The following is a 19088-nucleotide window of genomic DNA, read 5'->3' on the forward strand; positions in this document are numbered from 1 at the left end:
TTTTCTACCACGGAATTTCGCCGGTATCCGTATTCATATCTTCAGAGAAAAATTTACCTGTCGGTCCGTCTTCGCCAATGATGGCATATTTTACAATTCTGTTACCGGCATCTACAACAGAACCTTGCCCCAAATTATGGTTAAAATCTGTCTTTGTAGAACCCGGGCTAACTGCATTTACCTTAAAGGGCAAGTTCTTCAGCTCATACGCTAAAACAATGGTGTACATATTTAAGGCTGATTTTGAAGATTGATATACCGAGCCTTTAAAGTTGTAATGAATAAAATTTGGATCGCTGTGTAAAGTGAGCGAGCCCTGGCTTGAACTTACATTGACAATTCTGGGTGCTGATGAATTTCGCAATAAATCTAAAAAAGCCTGTGTAACTCTTACCACGCCATATACATTTACCTCATAAACTTTCTTGTAAACATCTACGTCCGTTTCTGTTGCAGTATGCATTACAGGTTTGCCATCGTTAAATTCTATTCCATTGATACCGGCATTATTGATCAGTACATCCAGTACCTGTGTTTTCTTGCCCAATTCAATGCGGGCATTGTTTACTGAATCCTGATTCGTAACATCTATTTCTAACAATTCAACATTTTCGAGCCCTTCATTTTTTAATTTTTCGACGGCTTCTTTACCATTTTTTAAATCTCTGCTACCCAGATAAACATAATACCCTTTTTGTAACAATTGTTTTGCGACCTCTAAACCAATGCCTTTGTTCGCTCCTGTAATTAATGCCTTTTTCATTTCTTTTAATTTTAAATGTTTGAAAAACAAAGGTCATTCTATCTAAAATGTTGTTTGTAACCCAATTGAGGTTTCTTATAACAAAATCGTGGGATGTTTATAGTTTAAAATGGATGCCGTTTTCTAATTAAAACCAGCCCTGAACGCCAACGGGCTTTGACTGGTCTTTTCTTTAAACAATTTGCTGAACGATTGCATATGCTCAAAACCTAATTCATAAGCAATTTCACTTACCGTTAAATCAGTTGTTGACAATTTTTCCTTTGCTTTTTCAATCAGTTTTTCGTGAATGTGCTGTTGCGTATTCAAGCCTGTCAATGTTTTAAGTAAACTTCGCAGATAGGTTGGCGACACATTTAAGTGATCCGAAATGTATTGAACGGTTGGCAATCCCTTTGAAACCAAATCATCACTGTTGAAATAATCTGAAAGTAATACTTCCAACCGGTCGAGGATTTGATGGTTCGTTTTTTTACGGGTAATGAATTGTCGTTGGTAAAACCGTTCCGAATAATTCAACAAAGTTTCTAAATGTGAAATGATGATGTCCTGACTAAACTGGTCGATGTTTGTTTGATATTCGTTTTTGATGTTTTCAACAATACCATTTATCATTGTTTCTTCCTTATCCGATAAAAACAGGGCTTCGTTGATGGTGTAACCAAAAAAATCGTATTGTTTTATTTTTTTAGCCAAAGAAGTATTCCATAAAAAATCGGGATGGATAAACAACATCCAGCCGTCTATATTTTCCGGAATATGATCACTTTCTCCGCGTAAAATTTGTCCGGGCGATAAAAATGCCATTACGCCCTCATCAAAATCATATTGTTGCTGTCCGTAAAACAATTTGTCACAACCTCTTTTTAAAGTAATCACATACAAATCAAATAGTACAGCAAAAATTCCTGTATCCTTTTTTTGTTTGGATAGATCAATGAGTTCAATCAATGGATGATGCGGTTTAGGCAAACCCATTAATTTGTGTAACTCAGAAATGGTTTTTATTCGGATTGGTTTTTCCATAAGGCGGATTTGATTAATTTTTTTAAAAACGGATATTTCCACCAAATTAACACCAAAGGCATCATTAAAAACGGAATTTCCATCAATACCATTTTGAAATTTCCAATCCTCATTGCCAACGTCATAATGATTAATATAGAAATAGCATTGAGCACATTGCCCAAGAAAAATGTTTTGGGGATAAGCAACAATACACCAACCAATAATGTAACCCCACCGAAAATGGGTATCATTGTTTCTGTAATGCCTAATTCGCTCATCATTTTCATTGCTTCGGGATTTTTTTTGTAATTAAATGTGTCCCAACCGTGTTTAAATGCCAGAAAAACCGACACTGCCAACAATACCAAAGAAATTATACTTTTTACCATCGTTTTCTTTTTAAACTTACTTTACTAATTTATTGAATTCTTTTAAATTATATCGAAATACTAAACTCAACCTTAGCTAACTTCTGCGATACATCCCATAATCTTTGAGCAACTTCTTTATCATTTGCTTGTTCAGGGATTTTTGCGATAGATGGAAAACCACGGGTTTCACTCATTTTGTTAGGTCCATAATACAATCCGCCTTGAGCTTCCGGCGAAGTGGCTGCAAATAAAGTGGGTAATGCTCCTTGTGATTGTGGCTGAAATAAAAACGGGAAAAATCTTCGCATAATTCCCGGAGTACTCCATTTGCCAGCACCATTTATCAATAGATTGGTTCGGGAAACACCCGGATGAGCAGCAATACTTGTAATGCCCCAACCGTGCTTTTCACTTTGTCGCTGAAGTTCTAAGGCAAACATTAAATTCGCAATTTTTGCCTGGCTGTATGCTTTCCCTGGAACGTACGAAGTTGTTGATTGAAGATCATCAAAATTAATTTGCCCATCACGATTGGCTATGCTTGAAACCGTGACCACACGAGCATCTTGCGCTTTACGCAGCAAAAGAAGCAATTGGGCTGTCAATGCAAAATGACCAATATGATTGGTACCGAATTGTAACTCAAAACCATCGGCAGTTTCCAGCCTATTTGGTGGTGTCATTACGCCCGCATTGTTTATCAATAAGTCAATGGCTTCGCCTCTTTCAATCATTCTCGAAGCAAAGGATTTGATTGAAGATAAGTTGGCAAGGTCTATTTTTTCAAAACTCACTTTTGCCTTGGGATTAATTTGTTGGATTTTAGAAATTGCATCAGCTCCTTTTTCAGCGTTTCGTCCCATTACAATCACGTTCCAGCCCGCAGAAGATAATGCCAGTGCATCTTCGTAACCAATACCTTCTGTACTACCTGTGATTACGGCTAAACCATCTTTTCTTTGAGGAATATTTGAAGCTGTCCAATTTTTAGTTTCTTTTTTCATTATTAACGTTGTTTATTAATGCAAAGTTGGCACAACTTTAAACGTTGGATTTATCCAAAACGACTGTTGATGTAGTCAAAAAACCAACCCGCCAACTGGAGTTGTTATCTTAATTTAAGACACGATTTTTCTATTCTTTATCTTTAAGAAAAGATCAGAAAAAATAAAGTTTATAAATCGAAGATTCGATGAATTCAATTTTAAGAGCCAAGCAAAGATGGCAATGAATAAGTCGAATCTCAAATTGCCGCTTTAGGAAATTTAATCATAAGGGAATAACAAAATTAATGTCTAATCAATCAAAAAATGCAGCGGAAGGAGTATATAAATTTGTCTTAGAAATAGTTGCACATTTATGAAGATGCTGTACATGAATATAAAATAGATTATTGGTATGTATTTGCCACCTTGAAACAAATATTCGGAAAAACTGCATCAAGATATGTTCCTTCAGCTATGCCGTCCTATATTAACAATGTCAATAAAGCAGATGCAGACGATTACAAACTACACAACTCCTAAGAGCAGTTTTAGAGAAAAAGTAATCTACGAATTCTTTAAGGATAAATTTGGTAAATGATATTACTTTTGTAAATTTGACCTATCACTATAAATTTAGTTTTAAAAATGATTAGAAATTTGCTAATATTAATTAATCTCATTGCATCCACATTGGCAGTGTTAGGACAGAAACCAAAGGTGGTTATTCTAGGCGTTGGACACTCTACACAATTAATCAATTATAACCATCAGCCTGCAGCAATCAGAGCATTTATCAATAAGGTTAAACCATCGGCTATTTGCATAGAACGCTCTCCTGAAGAGTTTTCACGAAATGATTTTTATGAATTTACTTACGAACAGCAATTTGCAGTTGTTCCTTATGCTAAAGAAAATAATATCCCTCTTTACCCTGTTGACTGGACTCCTTCTGAAACCGATTCAGAATTAGGCTTTGGTATAAAAGACCTCAGTGTACCACGATTTGTGAGGCAAAAAGAAGGATTTCTAGGGTTTACAACCTTTACCGAAAAAAGGGATTTTGAAGATGATCTCTATTTCGCAGAAAAGGAGGATTATGTGAAACGTATTGCTTCATGGTACTCTTCACAGCCGGAAAAGACAGCATTCGATCTACCCAGACGCATGTTCCTCTACCGTACATTTCTACAGTCTCGAAGAATTCAAAAGGTTCTTGAAAACTATTCTTCTACTGACACTATATTAGTTGTTATAGGCGCATTTCACAAAAACGATATTGAGAACAACTTAATGGAACAGGGCTATCAAATCATTCAACCTTCTACATTCGGTAATACAAATCAGCAGGAAATTGATGAAGAATTCAGGAAACAGGACGGTTACTCTATCCTGTCATTCAACCTTCTTGGGATGCAAAGTCAGATCGAAAAAACCAACGAGAAGCTTGTAGACTACGCTTTGGCAAAGTTTGGAAACGATGAGTCAATTGAGCTGGAGTTTTTCAAAATACGAAGAGCTGTAGTTTTTGAAAAAATTCCCTCAAAGAAAGCTTTAAATCTATATCAAGTTTTGCTAGGTAAAATAGATAACGAGAATTGGTCTTGGAATGGCGTAAAAGATGAAACCCGCATAGATTCCTATTTTGACCCCTTCGGAAATCTCACACTCAAAGATAGAATACGACTTGAAGTGGCAAGAGAATATCGGAAACTTTCGAAACATAATGCGTGTCAGAATCAGATTGAAATAATTAATTCGGGCTTGAATTCTTATAAAAAATCAATGCTGAATTTTTACATTGAAAAATATTTAAACTAGTCTAAAGAAGATAATATTATTCAAATGAAGCTGTTACCTTATTTAGGATACTATTCTTATACTCTTAATCTTTAAGAAAAGACCATAAAAATTACAGTTTAGGAAAGTTAACCAGAAGAGAATAGCAAAATTTAATGTCTGATCAATCTAAAAATGAAGCGGAAGGAGTATATAAATTTTATCTCAAAAATAGTTGTAAATTTATACTAAAACTATAATGCAGATAGCACCAACAAAAGAACTATTACCTTACATCAAACACTATCTTTTTTTAGAGAGTGAAGGGACTGCATCAAAAAAACTGCGCTTGTTCTCAGATGGTAACACTGGTATGGTTCTGACTTTTAGAGGCAATCTTATTTCAAGCACCCATAGCACTAGTACTTTAAATTATCCAAATTCGTTTTTGTATGGACAGATTAGTATGTTTAGAGATTTGTATTTGGCAGAAAAAACATCAATAATTATTATAGTTTTTCAACCTTATGGTTTCAATCATTTATTGGGAATATCTGCGAATGAAATACGAGAAGGCATTATTGCGACAGAAGATATATTTGGGAGCAAGGATTCATTGCTTTATGAAAAATTATCTGAACCATCCTATTTAGAAACAAAAATACAAATCCTAAATGCTTTTTTTATTAAACAGGCTGCTAAAAAAAATCTTTCAAACCAAAACCTTATTCATCCAACATTAAATTATATTATGAAAAACAAAGGTGCAGTTACTGTAAATCATCTGGTAAAATATACTGGTTATTCAGAAAGGCACATCGAAAGAATTTTTAATGAGTGCATTGGTTTAAATCCAAAAAAGTTTGGAAACATTGTAAAGTTGCATTTCTTTTTGAACCTACTCAAGTACAAGTCAAGACAAAGCAATATTACCGATCTGTGTTATGAAGCCGGGTATGCAGACCAATCACATTTAATCAAAGAATTTAAAAAATATACAGGCATAACTCCAACTCAATATTTAAATAACACCAATAGATTAGCAATAAATTTTTTGGAAATAAAATCTAATGAGATTCCGATGTCGGATTTGTACAATTTATAGAAAAACTCATAAGCTACTTTTGTCCTAAATATTAAAAAAGTGGACAACATTAAAATCTCAACCGCCCAATTTGAAGCTAAAAATGATGACAAAGCCTACAATTTATCAGTCATTGAAAAACTTGCCAAGAAAGCATCCGAAGAAGGTTCCGATGTCATTGCCTTTCATGAATGTTCTATCACCGGTTACACCTTTGCAAGGCATCTTAACAAAGCACAAATGCTAGATCTGGCCGAATTCATTCCCAATGGTGATAGCACACAAAAACTAATAGAGATTGCCTCCAAATATAACATCGTAATTTTAGCCGGACTGTTTGAAAAGGATGAAAATGAAAATTTATACAAGCCATACATCTGTGTAGATAAAAATGGGTTAATTGCAAAACATCGTAAAATACATCCTTTCATAAATCCAAATTTAACTCCAGGGAAAGGCTATACAATTTTTGAGATCAAAGGCTGGAAATGTGGCATTTTGATCTGCTACGACAATAACATCATTGAAAATGTAAGAGCGACAACGCTATTGGGTGCAGATATCATTTTTATGCCACACGTAACGATGTGTACACCCTCTACCCGACCAGGAGCCGGCTTTGTCGATCCCAAGTTATGGGAAAACCGCGAAGCTGACCCAACTTCATTACGTTTGGAATTTGACGGTATGAAAGGTAGAGCCTGGCTAATGAAATGGTTGCCGGCAAGAGCGTATGACAATGGGATATATGCGGTATTCTCAAATCCAATCGGAATGGACGATGATCAATTGAAAAATGGATGTTCAATGATCATCGATCCATATGGCGATATTCTTGCAGAATGTCGTTCATTTGACGACAGCTATGTGACAGCAACCATTACTCCCGAAAAACTTGTTAATGCAGGTGGGAATCGTTATATAAAAGCCAGAAGACCAGATTTGTACCGAGACATTTTAGGGAAAGATCACGATCCGGAACAAAAAGTAATTTGGTTGAACTCGGACGAAAAAGAATAAAAACTACCACTAATATGGATTTTATACCACATCTATAATTCCAGTTATATTGACCATCTCAATCATACATTATTTAACACCTTCAAAATATTATCTATATCTGCTAATAAATGGTTTGAATATAGTTCTGTCATGTTCACAAACAGCCAAATGGCGCCAACTAAAGACAGTTGGCGCCATTTGGCTGTGATTCTAATTTTAAATTAAAATTTCATAAAGCCCTCTCTTTCATGAAACTTTCAATTTCTTCATTCTCAAGATTAGGGTTAGCTCCCGAATAGCTGGCTACCAAAGCACCGACAGCACTTGCAAAATTAAGAGCTTCATCTGGGTCGTTGTCTGATAACAATTTGGAAATGAGACTCGCCAGAAAAGAATCACCGGCTCCAACAGTATCAGCCACTTTTACAGGGTAACCACCGTGTTGATACATCTTACCATTCCATAACAATAATGAACCGTGTTTTCCTAAAGTGACACAGATTGCCTTAGTATTTGTTTTTTCTGATATAAATTTGATATTTGACTCCAAATCCGTGGATTCAAAACCTATCCCGGAAGCAATTTCCAATATTTCCTCATCATTAAATTTGATAAAGTCTGCTTTTTTCATAAGTTCTTCCAAAAGTTGAATATTGTAGAAGGGTTTCCTTAAATTCACATCAAAAACTTTGAACATTGTCGTGTTAGAATCCAGCAAAGTGTACAGCGTACTTCTTGAAACATCATTCCTGCAAATCAAACTTCCGTAAAAAAAGACATCGGCATTTTTCACGATATTTTGAGTATTTTCATTGGTTTCAATAAAATCCCAGGCAGATGGAAATTTAATTTCATAAGTTGCGGAACCACGCTCATTCAATGTTACCTGGACAATACCTGTATCATAACCCTGGGTTGTAATGATTCCGCTGGTATCAAGCAGATTTTCCCTGGCGTAGTCACAAATTACCTTTCCGTCCTGATCATTGCCAACGGCACTTATCATCGCCACCGGAAATCCGAAAGATGCCGTTCTGAGTGCCAGATTAAGCGGAGCACCGCCGATTTTCTTTTCTTCTCCAAACACATCGAAGAGCACCTCTCCGAAACTGACCACATTTATTTTTTTATTAAGAAACATTAATTAAGGATTTTTCACATTAATATTATTGAATGAACTGTCCGAAGTACCAAAAATACTCCATTTTTTGTTAACAACATTGTACACACGGTTGCTGAACGCCAACTTATCATTCACATATATCACACAAACATCATTGCTGATAAAGGCTGTTACATTATAAGCAGTTCCTGAAATCCCGGACAACGGATAGGAGTCAACAAAATTCTCGCTTCCGCCGTTCATTACATAACTCGCCATTCTGTTGGAAGAAGGTTCAAATGAAATTTTAAAACCACTTTTTCCATCATTATCCTGCGCCAGGATCAATCCTGATTTTCCGTTTGCCGCAGCATTCAGGGTAAAGCTGATCTGGTTGGCTTTCTGAAGTTTCCCGAACATTACTTGGGAATTCGCAGGAAGATTAAAGCTATTCCCGTTCTGAGAAGCATTACCTGTAATCTTATCTACGGATAGTGGAGCATTTTGCCCAAAGACAGATTGCAAGGTAGAAATAGGTTTTACCCCCAAAGTTCCATCCGTATTCTGAACCAGTTTATGTGCTACGAGATTTCCTGCCCAGTCTTTTCCGCCCGTATTGCTTTCAGGGACTTTTCGGGCAGTCCAGCCCACCAGATAACGGTCGGTATTGTCAGAAACTGTTTTCGCTGCATAGAGATAAGAGCCGTCCAATCGGTCATTCGCAGGTGTTGCCCAAGGTCCGTTTGGCGAAGTGGCTATTCTGTAATGCGTTCCGCTGTTGCTGCTCCAATTTTCGGAGAAAACAAGATACCAGTAATTGCCCATTTTGAAAAGGTCCGGACATTCCAGCATAATATAATTTTCTGAAGAAGTTGTCGTATAAATAGGATTTTCCACCGACCAGTTTCCGCTTGCAGGATTGGTTGTTGTAAATTTCAGCACAACCGCTTTTTTAGCCGAAGTCTGTGCAGAAACCAGCATCCAGTATTTTCCATCCTCAGCATTGAAGAAAACATGCGGATCGCGGAATTCATAATCATAATAACCAGCCGGAGCAGTGATTTTAAAATCCTTCACTTTCGTCCAGTTTTTCATATCGGTACTCGTTGCCAGAAGCACACTTTCCCTCGGATTACCCGATAAAAACGAAGCAATCTCATTATGCCCTGTGTAATAGTAATAATACGTATTCCCGACTTTCACCAGACTTCCTGTTCCTACACCAAAATCAGGTTCAGAAGCTGTCCCGTAGGGAATTTGCCTCCCTTGATAAGTAAAATCCTTGAAATTGGTCGTCTCAAAGCTATGAATATCGTGAAATCCTTCGCCTGCAGGTTTGGTTTTAGCATCGTGCAGAAAGAAAAGATAAAATTTTCCGTTTTCGTAATACGGCATTACATCGCCGACATAACCGGCTGTATAATAAGGATTAGTACTTCCCATCCACTGATTGGGCGGCTGCGGAAAGATATTTGTCTGTTTGAAAATATCCTCCGGATTCACATCTGCCACCGAATCATTATTCTGGCAGGAAAATGTTGCCAGAGCCATCACAGATGCTAAATATATTTTTCTGATTGTCATTGATTCTGATATTAATTCGTTACAAGATAATTAAGGCTGTTCTCCGTGATTTTTTTGATGTTATCCAAAAATCCGTTCGGCTGGCTTGGGGTTCCATTCGAGGTTTCGTTGTACCAGTCGTAAGCACCCATTGAGATGGTGATACACTTTTTATTGGCAGTTCCGTTTGGAAATTCAGCGATAGCAACACGACCATCCAGCGTATTATCCCAACCTTCACTTGCAAGGTTATTACCACCGGTCTGGTTTCTCCAGCCTGCACCGTTCACGTAACCTCCCCATTCCGGCAAAAACCACCAGGCTGTATGATTTAGCCTGAATGTTCCTTTCTGAAGAAGATTGGCCTTTCCAGGTTCGTAAGTCTGAAGCCCTTCAAAAGCGGGATGATTTTCGTGACCTTTGAAGGAGATTCCCCAATCACTCCCTGAATCTATAAATCCATTCGGTAAGAAATCTCCGAAAACGTTGTTCGGACCTTTTCCAGCGGGAACAATACCCAAAGCATCCACATATTGTGAAGCAAATCCTGTCAGTAGAATATTGCCTCCTGCACTTAAATAGTTTTTAATTTTTGATGTCACATTTGCATTGAGCGCTTCCCCGGGAAGTGCAGCAGCAGAATCAAAATGCCACCAAATAATATCGATTCCAGTTAAGTCTGCGGTCCCACTCGCCACATCCGCCATTGATACATAGACCGCTCCCGAGAATTTACCGAACAGCCAGTCGGAAGCTGCGATTTCATCAGGATTGGTAAGGCCTGTTCTGGTTGCTGCCGTTCCGAGGAAAGCCACTGTTGGTCCTGAAACCGGAATGGTTACTTTTGCGGTATAGATTTCAGTCAGATTTGCATTGGAAACGGTAAACTGTACAGGGCTGCTGAAATTAATTGTCGTTCCTGACGCAGGACTGATGCTTACACCGTTTGCTACTTCTATTATAGGATTCAATGCTGTAAGATTCGTTCCTTCCGGCATTGTGAGTAAAATCGTTTTGCTGGAATGGTTGATCGTTGCCGATAATCCGTTGATTTTAAAACTGATAATCGGGACCTGTGCCTGAACCGTTACCTGATAATCCTTATAAATATTACCGTTCTTCACTCTGAATTTAATAGGCTGTGAAAAATCAATCACAGTTCCCGAAACCGGGGAAATTATAGAACCTTGCGGAATTTCTATTATTGGAGATAAAGCTTTCACATTCGTTCCATAAGGAAGTGTTACCGTGATTTTATCGTTTTTATTATCGATGTCTCCCGAAACGCCGTTTACTGTAAAGGAAGATATATTCACCGAAACATCCGTTGCCAGCCCATCTTCCATATTGTTGTTGCAAGACCAGACCAATACTGCAGAAACAAGCAAAATAATGAATGTCTGAAATTTATTAAATATTGTTTTCATAAATCTTTCGTTTTAGTAACCGTTATTCTGTTTGTACAACCCCTGGCTGAAATTGATCTGAGCTAATGGAATCGGGCAGTATTCTTCGATTCCGTGGTCAAATCCTGCCTGAGAATAGTAAGACCTTTTCATTTTTTCTACGGAGTAATAGGTGTTCATCGTACCTGCTACAGTTCCCCATCTCACCAGATCGAAAAAACGGCTTCCTTCCATTGCAAATTCCATTCTGCGCTCCCATCGTAGGGCTTTTCTTGCAAAATCCTGATTCCAAGTACAGTTCACTCCCGGCTGATATTGGCTAATAAGATTATTTGTAGTATAACTTCCTGTCAACACTGTACTATTTGCAGCACGTTGTCTCACCTGATTGATCAATGGCAATGCTTCGTTGATTTGTCCGAGTTCAATTAATGCTTCGGCTTTCATCAGCAAAATATCGGAATAACGGATGATGATCCTGTTTTTGGAATTGCCGTAGAACGGATCTACATTGACGGTACAGCCACAGCCAACCGGTACATTTTCTTTTAAAGAAGCATAATAACCGTAAGTTCCAGGGCTTCGGTTCCAGCTTTCCTGATAGATCTTGTTTTCCTCATATTTCCAAGGCAATCCCGGCAAAGCAACCGTATGATAAAGTCTTGGGTCTACTTTATAATTGTTGAGCTGATTGTAATTCAGATCCGTATCGTTATAGGTATCGAACATAGGTAATCCCTGAGGTGTTGTCTTGAAAGCATTCACCAGATTCTGGCTTGGCTTGTGAAAATCACAACAGCCCAAACCTTGTGGCAAAGACAGCACATCGCCGTAATTCAGTCTCCCGAAAAGTGTTCCGTCGTTGTCGGAATATTGAATGGAAAAAACGGATTCCGGACCGTTCTCGTGCGTTCCCGGAAGGAAATTGTACCCAAAATCTGATTCCAATGTATAATTTCCAATCACCTGATTGGCCGCATCAATAGATTTCTGAAGCGTTATCGGATTGATTTGAGTCACCGTATAATTATCGTCCTGCTCATACGCCTGATACAATCTTACTTTTGCCAAATAAGCATAAGCTGCGCTTTTCTTTGGTCTTCCGACTTCGGATTGTGTTGCAGGCAAATTGGCGGCGGCATCTTCAAAATTGGAAGCGATAGCATCCCATAATTGTTGGTCGGTTTTTGCACGGTTGGAGATTTTAGGATAATCCTCAATCGGTGTGTTCTCATCCACGTAAGGAACATATTTGAAGAGGGTTTTCAGTAAAAAATAAAAATGACCTCTTACAAACTTCATTTCAGCAAGCCGCTTCTGCTTGTTTGGATATTGAGCATCGGAAAGCTGGTTTAATGCGGCAATTGCTTTGTTGCATCTTCCTATTCCGACATAATTCAGGGACCAAAGACGATCCAATTCGCCAAAATCTGAACGGATGTTATTGGAGATTTCAAAAAAGTGAAAGGTCTGAATATCATTAGTTCCGCTACCGCCTTTGTAGGCATCATCTGAGCGCACATTTCCATAAGGCCAAAGGCTGAAAGGTGTGTCATAATGGTCATTCCCCATTGCTGCATAAGCTGCCACCACAAATCCGTCGACATTCTGAGGTGTCACCACATCTGCTTCGGAAAGCACGCCTCTTGGCTGATTGTCTAGAAAATCGTTGCAGGAAGCTGTTCCAAGCAAAAATGCGGAGGCTATTGTTAGAAGTATATATTTTTTCATTGTTTTAATTTTAAAATTTAAAGGGATAGGTTAACTCCAAAATTGATGGTCAACGGAAGCGGATAACCGAAAGCCGGTGTTTCCGGGTCGATGCCTGTAAAGCTTTTGGATTTGATGGTCAGAAGATTCTGTGCGCTGATATAAATCCTGAAATTGGTAATTTTATATTGCTCCAAAATATCTTTCGGAATACTGTAACCCAGCTGTAAAACTCTTAATTTCATATAGCTTCCATTCTCTACATAATATGAGGAAAATCTGGATTCCGCATTGCTGTCAACCGTTGTAAGCGCCGGAATATCAGAGTTTGGATTTTGTGGCGACCACGCATTAAGAAGCCTTGTTCCTTTGTTGGAACCCACATCATCTACGCTCCAGAAATCAGTCTGGTACTTTTTGGAATTGATGACATCCACATCGCCTATTCCTTGCCAGAAGGTTGATAAATCGAAGTTTTTGAAAGAGAAATTAAGATTGATTCCGTACATAAATCCCGGATTCGGGTTTCCTATCCAAGTTCTGTCTTTGTCATCTATGGTACCATCACCATTCAAATCAGCATAACGTATTCTTCCTAGACCTTTTCCTGATTGAGTTGCAGAATTATCAACTTCGGACTGCGTTCTGAAAAGTCCATCGGCAACATAACCATACATTGAGTTGATCGGTCTTCCAAGAATATTATCTGTAGTCCCATTTCCGCCATAATTATTGATAACCGATTGTGGCAACTCGGTGATTTGATTGCGGTTCATCGAGAAGTTCCCTGAAATCTCGTAGCCAAATCCACCGGCAGTCTTGTCCTGATAACCTAAAGCAACTTCAATTCCTTTGTTTTCCATAGATGCACCGTTGATCCAGCGGTCACCCCCTTCTCCAATCACGCCCAGATAAGGAGGTAAAACCAGAATATCTTTGGTATCTTTTTTATAAACATCAACACTTCCCGTCAGTTTCTGATTAAAAAATCCGAAATCTAAACCGAGATTCGTCTGCGTAGTGGTTTCCCATCTAAGATCATCATTTTTTGTTTGAGTGGCAATAAATCCCGAAGGCAACAAGCCGCTACCAACACCTGAAATATCGTAAGCCGTTCCGTAGGAAGTGGCCCAGGTCGGATTACCACCTGCATAATTAGCAATGTAAAGCGAATAAACCGCCGAGTTGCTGATTTCCTGATTTCCTGTCTGTCCCCAACCTGCTCTCAGCCGCAAATCTGAGAAAAACGGAATCACCTTTTCTGCAAAATCTTCTTTGTTGATTCTCCAACCCGCCGAAAATGCCGGAAATGTCCCAAAACGGTTATTTTTTCCGAATCTGGATGAGCCATCATAACGTACTGTTGCAGAAAATAAATATCGATTATCATAATCATAAGAAAACTTGCCGAAGTACGATAACAAACTGTAGTAAGTAGAACTTCCCCCGTTGAAGGCATCTCCCGTTCCTGCATCAGGATACATATAATCTGGTGTTTCTATCAGGAATCCTTCTTTTCTCAGCCAGGTATTATTGTAGGTATCTTTATACATTTCCATCCCGCCCAGCAAATCAAAGTGGTGATTTCCTGCTTTGGCGGTATATTGAGCGGTATTGGTCCATGTCCATTTTTCAGTATCGGACTGATCAATATTCACCGCGTTGGTTTTGTTCTGAAGATATCCTGAAACATAGCTTCTTTGCAGCATTCTTTTATAATAATTAGAAAAATCGACTCCGAAACTGGATTTCAGTGTTAGGTTTTTCGCAGGTTGCAATTCTACATACACATTTCCGAAAAACCTTTGGTATCTGTAGCCGTTGTCTTTGTTATAGTCTAAAAGACGAACTGGATTCTGACGGTCATTCATCCCGCCTACCGGGCCGCCCCATCCGATTCCGTCAACAGTATGAACAGGAATAATCGGCAACGCTCTCAAAGCAGGATCCAAAACGCCCGGATCCATCAGTTCATTGGTTTTGTTATAGGTGAAGTTTTCCCCGATTTTCAATTTACCATCGAAGAAATTGTACGAAGTATTCACACGGGCAGACAATCTTTTGAAATTGGTCAACTTCACGATGCCGTCATTATCATAATATCCCATCGAAAAGTAGTAAGAACCTTTGTCCGAAGCACTGGAAGCCGAAACATCCAATGAATTAGCAACACCTGTCTGAGAAACCTCATCGTACCAATTGGTATTGTCAGATTTGATGGTTTTTGCAACATCAAGATATTCGGGAACAAAACTGTTGTATAACGTCGGAACACCATTCTGAACGCCCCAATCAAAATTATAGCTAAGATTGTTTGTGTTAGGATTCAGTCCGTCATTTATATTTGCCTGCCAAAGCACCTCTCCAAACTGTTTTGCATTCAGAACTTCTGTTTTTTTGGCATATTGGGAAAAGGCGGTGTAGTAATTCAGGTCGATTCTCATTTTACCTTTCTTACCTTTTTTTGTGGTAATGATAATGACGCCGTTTGCAGCTCTTGAACCGTATATACTTGCTGATGAGGCATCTTTCAATACCTGCATTGATTCAATGTCACCGGGATTCAGTTCGTGCATTCCTGCTTTTGTGGGAACGCCGTCTATCACATAAAGTGGATCTGTATTGTTCAAAGTTCCGACACCGCGGATGAGGACTTTGGTATTTCCACCGGAAGGCGAGCCATCAGTAGAAATATTCACACCTGCGACTCTTCCCTGTAATGATTTGATTGGATTGGGTTCGCCCTGCTTGTTCAAATCTTTCATATCAACGATAGAAACAGCACCAGTGATATCCGCCTTTTTCTGCTTGGTATATCCAGTGACTACAACCTCGTCAATGTTCTTTACCTTATCAGCAGCAAGAACAATATTGAGAATAGTTTTCTCATCCACAACAACTTCCTGAGTGGAATAATCGGGATAAGTAAAAACCAGCGTGTTTCCTTTTTTCAAATCATTGATCTGGAATATTCCGCTACTATCTGTTGTTGTACTTGCGCCAGTTTCTGAAACGGTTATGGTAACGCCGATCAGTGGTTTTTGAGCTGGCGAAATTACCTTTCCCTTGACAATTTCCTGTGCAAAAATATAGGAAAACGGAAGAAGACAAAAGACAACTGCAATTTTATATTTCTTCATTATGATATAGTTTTTTTATTTGATGTTAAGCTGATGTGCATTGAGACTCAAAATACTTCCCTTTGTGTCTGTCGATAAAGTCAGTTCTGAGAAATTTTCATTAGGGAAGAAGATTTCGGTCAGAACTTTTTCGCCGCTATTGAAGAAAATTTCGATAGAAGTTTTATCCAATACAATTTTGAACGTTGCGTTTTGGTAGTTTTTTGCTAATGGTGCTTTTGAAATCCTGTCTGCAAAATTGTTCTTAAAATCGGTTTTCCCGGATTTGGTACGGTCAATAAAAAGTTCCTGCTTATTATTATCAATTCCGAAAATCACTTGTTCTCCTAATGAATTTTTCAAAGCAAAAGCGTAAATCCCTTTGGTCATTTTTTTGAAATCAACATCAATAACAGCTTTAGAAAGATCTATTTCTCCTTTGCTGATGAGTTTTTTATCATAAACAAGGCTGATTTCTTTCCTGACTGTTTTTGCTTCGCAATTTTTTAGCTGGGAAACTGGAACATTTATCAGAGTGTAACCATCTTTTGACCTTTTCAATGACACTTCACGAGGAATAGTGGAACTTCCTCTCCATTTTTCCGTTGGAACATCCGGCGAATAATCCCAATTCGACATCCATCCGATAATTACTCTTTTATTATCCGGAACATTATTAAAAGAGACACTAGCATAATTATCGCGACCCCAATCCAGCCATGCCACTTTCTCTTTTTCTAGCTGTTTTGTAAAAAGACTATCCATTGTAAAAGTTTTTCCATCAAAGTCGCCAACGAAATACTGGGCAGCTGACCCGCCGTTTGGGCCACCTGGATTGATGTTAACGATTAGTACCCATTTTTCTTCACTGGTTCCTTCTACTTTTATTGGGAAAAGGTCAGGGCACTCCCAAACACCACCATGTCCTCCAACATTTTTTCCAAACTCAGAAAGGAAGGTCCAGTCCTTTAGGTTTTTTGAGCCATAGAAATGCTGTCTGTCTTTTGCCGCAACTCCCATTACCCATTGACTTCTTTTTTCATCCCAAAAAACTTTAGGATCACGAAAATCCTTAATTCCAGGGTTTTTCAGTACAGGATTATTGCTATATTTCGTCCACGTTTTACCATTATCTAAAGAATAAGCTATAGCCTGAGACTGTGCGTCGATTTCTCCGGCCTGTTCTTTTTTCATATCGTGGTACGTAAAAATTGCTACCAAAGGAATATTCTTGCCATCACCAAAACCTGATGTATTATCCTTATCCACAACCGCGCTACCTGAGAATATGGCGCCTTTTTCATCATAGGCAATTGCAGGAGACAATTCTTGCCATTGTATAAGATCTTTACTTATAGCGTGTCCCCAATGCATCTTACTGAAATCCGGGGTGTTTTGAAACGGTGTATACTGGTAAAATAAGTGATAGGTTCCGTTCAGATAAAACATCCCATTCGGATCATTCATCCAGCCTTTTTGAGGAGTGAAATGGTAATTGGGTCTGTACAGAAGTTCTTCAGACGTTTTCGAATCCGACTGTGCTTTGAGCCCGGAATAAAACGTTACAGCGATGATTAAAGTTGATATGATTTTCTTCATTACGATTATTTAAATGGAATTTTTGAAATATTTAAAACACATTATTCAATTATATTAGGTGTTCTTTCTCATTATTATATTGATGTTGCAAATCTATTTAGTAAGTGTTTTGCCTAATTTTTCCAGTGAGACTCCTTTGGTTTCCGGCATCATTAAAATCACAAATAACAGTTGGAATACCATTGCGACCGTGAATATCAGAAATACAGTTCCGGCTCCTATCGTTGAGAATAATGTTGGAATAAGCGACGGAATTATTGCCGCCAAAACCCAGTGCGTAGAACTTCCAAAAGACTGTCCGGATGCTCGGAGATGATTCGGAAAAATCTCGGAAATGAAGACCCAAATTACTGTTCCCTGACCAATGGCGTGTGAGGCGATGAACAGGAACAAAAATATAGGAATCGCCAAACCAGTCCAATGGAAATAGAAAGCCATTGAAACCAGTCCCAACGAAATAATATATCCTATGGAGCCAATTAACATCAGAGTTCTTCTTCCAACTTTATCAATTAGGTTTACACCTACTAAGGTAAAAACCATATTCACAATCCCGATGCCGATGCTACTAAGAAGCGATGTTTTCTCGCCAAGACCTGCCTCTCCAAATATTCTTGGGGCGTAATACAAAAACGCATTAATACCCGACATTTGATTGAAAAAAGCAACAAGGAAAGCCAAAATCAAAGGGAAACGGTATTTTTTCATAAAGATGTTTTCTTTTGGCGCATCCGCGTGATCGTCTTCCATTTGAGTGATAATTATTTCGGAATCCTGATCGGGACTCACGATTTCCATTACTTTTTTGGCCTCGTCCATTCTACCTTTAGAAACAAGCCATCTTGGACTTTCCGGAATTATGAAAACACACAAAGTATATATTGTTGCCGGAATCGACTGTACCCCGAGCATCCAGCGCCAATCGTCATCACCGATTCCGCTGAGTAGATAATTGGATAAAAACGCTACTAAAATTCCTAAAACGATATTGAACTGATATAAAGAAACCAGTCTGCCACGGTCTTTTGCAGGAGCAATTTCAGAAATATAGGCCGGTGCAGCAATGGTAGATGCACCGACACCCAGACCGCCCATAAATCTGAAGAATGCAAACACATATGGATCATTAGAAAAAGCCGTCCCTATTGCTGACAAGGCATACAAAATACCGATTGCCAGAAGTGTCTTTTTGCGTCCAAACTTATTGGTCGGGATTCCGCCGAAGATAGCACCAATAACCGTTCCCCATAATGCCATTCCCATTACTACTGCTCCGTGAAAAGCATCTGAACTATGCCAGAGTAACTGTAGTTTTTTATCGGCACCGGAAATCACAACCACATCAAACCCGAAGAGAAATCCTGCCAATGCTGCGGTAACAGACCACATCAAAATTTTATTCATATAAAGAATTATTAATTTGTTTGTGGCTAATATATCCTGAGATAGTAATCCGAAGGTCTAATTATGTAACAAAATATTTCGTCAAGGTTAACTATTTGTTAACATTTAATAATTAGCTGATAATCAGTTGTTTAAAATTTAATTGTTTCAATAAATTTAGATTATTGATTCAAAAATGTAACATCAATCTACAAA

14 protein-coding genes are annotated in these 19088 nt (G+C 38.4%); 3 read left to right on the plus strand and 11 right to left on the minus strand.

Annotated features, from left to right (window positions below; genetic code table 11):
• Nucleotides 1-4: 4 nt before the first annotated feature.
• From BUR19_RS07715 to BUR19_RS07730, 4 genes are all read right to left on the minus strand, one after another.
• Nucleotides 5-763, minus strand: a complete 759-nt coding sequence (locus tag BUR19_RS07715; RefSeq protein WP_074234498.1) for an SDR family oxidoreductase — start codon at nucleotides 761-763, stop codon at nucleotides 5-7.
• A 123-nt stretch (nucleotides 764-886) separates the two neighbouring features.
• Nucleotides 887-1789 carry a helix-turn-helix domain-containing protein gene (locus BUR19_RS07720; protein WP_074234500.1) on the minus strand — a complete coding sequence of 301 codons (903 nt, stop codon included), beginning with the start codon at nucleotides 1787-1789 and terminating at the stop codon, nucleotides 887-889.
• Nucleotides 1768-2160 carry a hypothetical protein gene (locus BUR19_RS07725; protein ID WP_074234502.1) on the minus strand — a complete coding sequence of 131 codons (393 nt, stop codon included), beginning with the start codon at nucleotides 2158-2160 and terminating at the stop codon, nucleotides 1768-1770. Before BUR19_RS07725 ends, BUR19_RS07720 begins: the two co-directional genes overlap by 22 nt.
• A gap of 47 nt (nucleotides 2161-2207) precedes the next feature.
• Nucleotides 2208-3146, minus strand: coding sequence for an SDR family oxidoreductase (locus BUR19_RS07730; RefSeq protein WP_074234504.1), 939 nt, complete (start codon nucleotides 3144-3146; stop codon nucleotides 2208-2210).
• A 672-nt stretch (nucleotides 3147-3818) separates the two neighbouring features.
• Here BUR19_RS07730 and BUR19_RS07735 point away from each other — a divergent pair.
• The 3 genes from BUR19_RS07735 to BUR19_RS07745 all read left to right on the plus strand — a co-directional run bounded on the left by BUR19_RS07735 (nucleotide 3819) and on the right by BUR19_RS07745 (nucleotide 7008).
• Nucleotides 3819-4946 (plus strand): hypothetical protein, encoded by a 1128-nt coding sequence (locus tag BUR19_RS07735; RefSeq protein ID WP_139297286.1) that lies wholly within the window; start codon nucleotides 3819-3821, stop codon nucleotides 4944-4946.
• Between the two features lie 217 nt (nucleotides 4947-5163).
• Nucleotides 5164-6009 carry an AraC family transcriptional regulator gene (locus BUR19_RS07740; protein ID WP_074234509.1) on the plus strand — a complete coding sequence of 282 codons (846 nt, stop codon included), beginning with the start codon at nucleotides 5164-5166 and terminating at the stop codon, nucleotides 6007-6009.
• A gap of 39 nt (nucleotides 6010-6048) precedes the next feature.
• Nucleotides 6049-7008, plus strand: a complete 960-nt coding sequence (locus BUR19_RS07745; RefSeq protein WP_074234512.1) for a nitrilase family protein — start codon at nucleotides 6049-6051, stop codon at nucleotides 7006-7008.
• 211 nt (nucleotides 7009-7219) lie between these two features.
• Here the strand turns inward: BUR19_RS07745 and BUR19_RS07750 are convergent, their stop codons facing one another.
• From BUR19_RS07750 to BUR19_RS07780, 7 genes are all read right to left on the minus strand, one after another.
• Nucleotides 7220-8131: a carbohydrate kinase family protein gene (locus BUR19_RS07750; RefSeq protein WP_074234514.1), complete on the minus strand. Its 912-nt coding sequence runs from the start codon at nucleotides 8129-8131 to the stop codon at nucleotides 7220-7222.
• 3 nt (nucleotides 8132-8134) lie between these two features.
• Nucleotides 8135-9676: a glycoside hydrolase family 32 protein gene (locus BUR19_RS07755; protein WP_074234516.1), complete on the minus strand. Its 1542-nt coding sequence runs from the start codon at nucleotides 9674-9676 to the stop codon at nucleotides 8135-8137.
• An 11-nt stretch (nucleotides 9677-9687) separates the two neighbouring features.
• A complete protein-coding gene (locus BUR19_RS07760) occupies nucleotides 9688-11082 on the minus strand; it encodes a DUF4960 domain-containing protein (RefSeq protein ID WP_074234518.1) in 1395 nt (464 codons plus the stop codon).
• Between the two features lie 12 nt (nucleotides 11083-11094).
• Entirely contained in the window at nucleotides 11095-12792 is a 1698-nt protein-coding gene (locus BUR19_RS07765; RefSeq protein ID WP_074234520.1) for a RagB/SusD family nutrient uptake outer membrane protein, read from the minus strand.
• 17 nt (nucleotides 12793-12809) lie between these two features.
• The gene (locus BUR19_RS07770; RefSeq protein WP_083600698.1) at nucleotides 12810-15911 is read right to left on the minus strand and encodes a SusC/RagA family TonB-linked outer membrane protein; all 3102 of its coding nucleotides are present in this window, start codon (nucleotides 15909-15911) and stop codon (nucleotides 12810-12812) included.
• A gap of 15 nt (nucleotides 15912-15926) precedes the next feature.
• Nucleotides 15927-17489 (minus strand): glycoside hydrolase family 32 protein, encoded by a 1563-nt coding sequence (locus BUR19_RS07775; RefSeq protein WP_074234525.1) that lies wholly within the window; start codon nucleotides 17487-17489, stop codon nucleotides 15927-15929.
• A 93-nt stretch (nucleotides 17490-17582) separates the two neighbouring features.
• Nucleotides 17583-18893, minus strand: a complete 1311-nt coding sequence (locus BUR19_RS07780; protein ID WP_074234527.1) for a sugar porter family MFS transporter — start codon at nucleotides 18891-18893, stop codon at nucleotides 17583-17585.
• Between the last annotated feature and the right edge of the window lie 195 nt (nucleotides 18894-19088).

It is taken from the genome of Epilithonimonas zeae, assembly GCF_900141765.1.
Classification (GTDB): Bacteria; Bacteroidota; Bacteroidia; order Flavobacteriales; family Weeksellaceae; genus Epilithonimonas; species Epilithonimonas zeae.